The sequence below is a fragment of the Burkholderia sp. LMG 13014 genome (assembly GCF_905232215.1).
Taxonomy (GTDB): domain Bacteria; phylum Pseudomonadota; class Gammaproteobacteria; order Burkholderiales; family Burkholderiaceae; genus Burkholderia.
Genome location: NZ_CAJNKE010000489.1, coordinates 1 through 4446, shown reverse-complemented (window position 1 = coordinate 4446; position 4446 = coordinate 1). Strand labels below are relative to the sequence as shown.

At 63.5% G+C, this 4446-nt stretch carries 4 protein-coding genes and 1 pseudogene; 4 read left to right on the top strand and 1 reads right to left on the bottom strand.

The window, feature by feature from the left end; genetic code table 11:
* Nucleotides 1-82: 82 nt before the first annotated feature.
* The gene (locus tag JYJ84_RS29375) at nucleotides 83-1066 is read left to right on the top strand and encodes a succinylglutamate desuccinylase/aspartoacylase family protein (RefSeq protein WP_175223480.1); all 984 of its coding nucleotides are present in this window, start codon (nucleotides 83-85) and stop codon (nucleotides 1064-1066) included.
* A 236-nt stretch (nucleotides 1067-1302) separates the two neighbouring features.
* On the opposite strand, the gene JYJ84_RS29370 is transcribed toward JYJ84_RS29375, so the two are convergent.
* Nucleotides 1303-1575, bottom strand: coding sequence for a hypothetical protein (locus JYJ84_RS29370; RefSeq protein WP_122950123.1), 273 nt, complete (start codon nucleotides 1573-1575; stop codon nucleotides 1303-1305).
* A gap of 716 nt (nucleotides 1576-2291) precedes the next feature.
* Here JYJ84_RS29370 and JYJ84_RS29365 point away from each other — a divergent pair.
* The 3 genes and pseudogenes from JYJ84_RS29365 to JYJ84_RS29355 all read left to right on the top strand — a co-directional run.
* Nucleotides 2292-3218 (top strand): DMT family transporter, encoded by a 927-nt coding sequence (locus JYJ84_RS29365; RefSeq protein ID WP_175223479.1) that lies wholly within the window; start codon nucleotides 2292-2294, stop codon nucleotides 3216-3218.
* 209 nt (nucleotides 3219-3427) lie between these two features.
* Nucleotides 3428-4000, top strand: a complete 573-nt coding sequence (locus JYJ84_RS29360) for an Osa protein (protein WP_175223478.1) — start codon at nucleotides 3428-3430, stop codon at nucleotides 3998-4000.
* Between the two features lie 156 nt (nucleotides 4001-4156).
* Nucleotides 4157-4446, top strand: a pseudogene (locus JYJ84_RS29355) (RNA-directed DNA polymerase); the annotation flags it as partial.

Genomic DNA, 4446 nt, shown 5'->3' with positions numbered 1-4446 from the left:
ACGCGGCGGCCCTGATCCCGATTCCGGCGCAGCCGGCACAAGCCGGCTGCGCCTTTCCCGAACCCTGTTGAGCCTTTCCGACATGACCACGCTTGAAGCCATCCGCGCCGCGTTGCCGGCCTATCCGATCGAAGTGGCCTTCCCCGATATCTCGCGCTGGCGCGCGAGCAATACGGGCATCGACTATCTGCATACGTTCGACAGCGGCCGGCCCGGCAAGCACGTGATGATCCTCGCGCTGACGCACGGCAACGAAGTCAGCGGCGCGATCGCGGTGGACGCGTTGCTGGCCGCGGGCCTGCGCCCGGTTGCGGGCCGCCTGTCGCTCGGTTTCGGCAACGTCGGCGCGTACGAGCATTTCAGTGCTGAGAACGCCGATGCGACGCGCTACCTCGACGAGGACATGAATCGCGTGTGGACGCCGGCCGCGCTCGACGGTACGCACGACAGCCGCGAGCGCGTGCGTGCGCGCGCGATGCGTCCGCTGCTCGATACGGTCGACCTGTTGCTCGACATTCATTCGATGCACGAAGCGTCCGCGCCGCTGATGATGACCGGGCCGCTTGAAAAGGCGATCGCGCTGGCGGCCGCGATCGGCACGCCGGAGCACGTGATCATCGATCGCGGTCATGCGAACGGCACGCGGCTGCGCGATTACGGCGGCTTTGGCGATCCGGCCAGCGCGAAGAATGCGCTGCTGATCGAGACGGGCCAGCACTTCGCCGCGAGCGCACGCGATGTCGCGCTCGACAGCGCGGCGCGCTTCCTGTTGCATGCGGGCGTGGTCGCGCGCGACGACGTCGCGGCCTTTCTCACGCAGGCCGCGCCGGTGCGGCAGAAGTTCGTCGAGATCACGGAGCCGGTCGTCGCGCGTTCGATGGACTTCCGGTTCTCGCAACCGTTCACCGGGCTCGAGGTGATCGGGAAGGCCGGCACCGAGATTGCGCGTGACGGCGACGACGTGATCGTCACGCCGTATGACAACTGCGTGATCGTGCAACCGTCGATGCGCCATCTCGGCGTGAACGTCACGATGATGCGGCTGGGGCGATTGCTGGATCGCTGATGGCGCGCGATGGCCGCTGCGATGCGGTCCGCCATTCGACTTGCCGAACGCGATAAACGCCTGCCCCGCGATGGGCGGCGAGTCTGCTTCATGAATGCCAGGACGGGGCAGATAGCGGGCATGCAGGTGTCATGTTGCGTCGTATCGACACCGCAGCCCGGGATTGCGCCGGATTCAGAATGTCAATCCAGCTCCGCGCTCAACGTACTGGTAGTCGTCGAGCGTTCCAAGGTTGATCAGCGAATGGCAAAGCGGGTCGCCGGCGAGCCATTTGCACAATTATTTCCATAAATAAACAGATTTCTGTTTTCTGAATATACCTGGTAAATAATTGGATAAACTTCCTTGGCGCTGAACGAGTAGACGCCGTCGTTGATGGTGACCAGCAGGTTGCCGGTGGCGTCAGTTTCGATCTTGTCGATCTTGCCGGCCTTGCAAAGTGCCTGGGCGGACGCGCACGTGGAGGCAAGCATCAGTGCTGAAAACAGCACGGTTGCAATCTTCTTCATGAATTTCCTTTGGTATTGAATGAATTAATGCGATTTGACGACGTCGGTCACGTCCGGAAAGACGTGTGTGTCTTTCTGGAAAGTTGATTCGCCAATGTCTGGAAATCAACGGTGGCCTGGTAAGGGGGAAACTTTGCGACAAGACACGAATGCAACGATTCGTGCTGCGCCTCCGTTGTCTCGTTGATTTTGGACTCGCGGTGTTGCGGCGCACAACACAGGCTATTTATTTGAATTAGAGGGCGCCAATCGAATTAATTTATCGTTAACTGGAATCGATAATTTTTTGTTTGAATTTGATTTCATTGAATTCTGAATGTGGTTGTTTTTATTTTTTGATTGTTTCGATATTCGAATAATCGGTGGCGAATATTGATTCGATGGTGGGTGGCACGAACCGAGCAGTGCGAATCCGGAGCTGTCGGCGACGGCCGGGTCGACCCGAACCGGCACGGAAGGGCGTTACACTGCGCGGGTTCCCGAACGCATCGGGATGCGTCAGGACCCCGTGCACACGTGTCGGGAACCGGCAACGCATGTTGTCGGGTCTCGTCGCAGCGGCCGTGTGCTTTCTCGCGTCGCAGGCCGCCCCTTCATTGCCGGAGCGGACTTTCTGTTCGATGGAGGCTACGTTGCGAAATGAACCGGTCGATGACGCGTTCCGGCCTGCACGGTCCGGCGTGACGCGCTTCCTCGCCGCACCCGGAGGTCGCTTCGTGACGGCACTGGCAGCGACTTGCCTGTGGGGCAGCGCGTTTCCGGTCGTGAAGGTCGGATACGGGATGCTGGGCATACGCCGCGACGACACATTCCAGCAGATTGCATTCGCAGGCTATCGCTTCGTTCTGGCGGCGCTGCTGCTGTTCGCGCTGATGGCCGTCGCGCGCGTTCCTCGACCGCCGTTGAGCCGCGCGACGGCCGTGGCGATCGTGCGTGTGGGCGTCGTACAGACCTTCCTGCAATACGTGTTCTTCTACGCGGGGATTGCGCTCAGCAGCGGCATGGAAGGCTCGATCATCGCCGGCACGCTCACGTTCTTTCAACTGGGCCTCGCGCACGTGATGCATGCCGACGACCGCATGACCGCGACCAAGGTCGTTGCCGCCGTTCTGGGTTTCGCCGGCATCGTCTTCTACCACGTGATGGCCAATGGCTACGTATTCACGATCGGAGGCGGCGAGGCACTGATGGTGTCGGCGATGTTTTTTGCCGCATTGGGCAACATGCTGAGCAAGCAGGCGGCCCCCGCGATCCTGCCCGTCCTGCCGCTCACCGCGATGCAGATGTTGCTCGGCGGCATTGCGCTGATCGCGGTCGGCGGCGCGAAGGCGGGTGTCGCGCCATTCGACTTCTCGCTCGGGTCGGTACTCGTGCTTGCGTACCTGGCTTTCGTATCCGCCGCCAGTTTCCTGTTGTGGAACAGCCTGATGTCCTACAACAAGGCGGGTGCGGTATCGATCTACCTGTTCCTCGTGCCGATCTTCGGCGTCCTGTTGTCGTCGGCGCTGTTGGGGGAGTCTTTGCGGTGGTACGTGGTGCCGGCGCTCGTGCTGGTCGTGATCGGGATCGCGCTGACGCATGCAGGCACGGCCGGCCGCGCAATCGTGCCGAGCGGTGCCACCGGGCAGAGCGATCGGCCGTGATCCGGTGTCCGGCCCCGGACTTCCGGTCGGGCACCGACGATCGGGTGGGGCGCGTTCATCTGGACGCGCACGGAAAGGCGCTACACTGCGCGAGTTCCCGAACACACCGGGAGCGTCCGGGCACCGGGCACACGTATTGCATACGCGCAACGATGTATTTGCCCGCGCCCTGACGCATTCGAACAAATCACGAGAGAAAGAGAGGGCCCATGCTGACACGTCTTCGTATCGGACTCGACCGCGCGCGCGACCTGCGCGAAGCGGGACAACCGTCTCCCATCCAGCCGCGCCCGCAGGCGAGCGAACTGGTCGACCTGAGCGCGAAGCGCGCGATGTGGCGGGTTGCCGTGCCGGGCCAGGCCGACTGCTACATGGCGGCGACGCCCGCCGAGACGGAGCGCTACGTCGTGCATCTCGACGCTCAAACGTTCTACGGCCTGTGGCTCGGCACGAGCCCGAGATTTCCGCAACTGAACTCGCAGGACTGCGTGCCGCGCCGCGTCATGCCGCTCGACAGCAAGTACGCATCGGCCGCCGCCGCGTTCCGGGCCGGCCGCCTCGAACCGGTGGCTGTGCCGCCGGTCGGCTACTGGCTCGAGGGAAGCGGGTATGAGGTCGCGATGAGCGACGGCATGACGCGCACCTTCTGGCTGCTCGCCAACCGCGTGCGGTCGTTTCCGGTCAGCGTCGACAACGCGACCTGGGCGACGATGCTGAACAACATGGCCGGCGTCGGCGTCGCGCCGATCGCGTACCGCGAACTGTTTGCCCGGCACGCGTAGGCCGCGCAGCGCGATCCGGCGCGCCGCGCGGCGGCACCGGATCGCCACCGGGTTTGACACGCCGCGTTCGCGGCCATTAAAGTCGCATCGCGGGCCGGTGGGTCAAGCACACGCCCGGAACAGGCAGCCGATGTTCCAGGACTACGGGGCTACCCCGTGGATCAGATCGACACCCCGATGCGTCGCAAGGAGCACCGTTGCGCGTTGCGCAACGACACTCCTCGCAGCACCAGTCACGTTGGCTCATCGTCCCGCCCATCGATTCCCATGCACGGCTCCCTGTTCGATACCGTCCGCACGATTGCCGAAGCGATGCTGGCCGGCGCACCCGAACGTGCCGGCGTCCTTTCCCGGATGGCAGCCGTGCTCGGCGGCGCCCCGCCGTGGACTCACGAAGTCGCGAATGCCGCGCTCGCACGTTTCGGCGCGCACTGGGCCGACGTCGA

Bases quoted from the DNA above. Each gene is read 5' to 3' on its own strand.
- JYJ84_RS29360 (WP_175223478.1), top strand. From the start codon at position 3,428: ATGCTGACACGTCTTCGTATCGGACTCGACCGCGCGCGCGACCTGCGC.
- JYJ84_RS29370 (WP_122950123.1), bottom strand. From the start codon at position 1,575: ATGAAGAAGATTGCAACCGTGCTGTTTTCAGCACTGATGCTTGCCTCC.
- JYJ84_RS29375 (WP_175223480.1), top strand. From the start codon at position 83: ATGACCACGCTTGAAGCCATCCGCGCCGCGTTGCCGGCCTATCCGATC.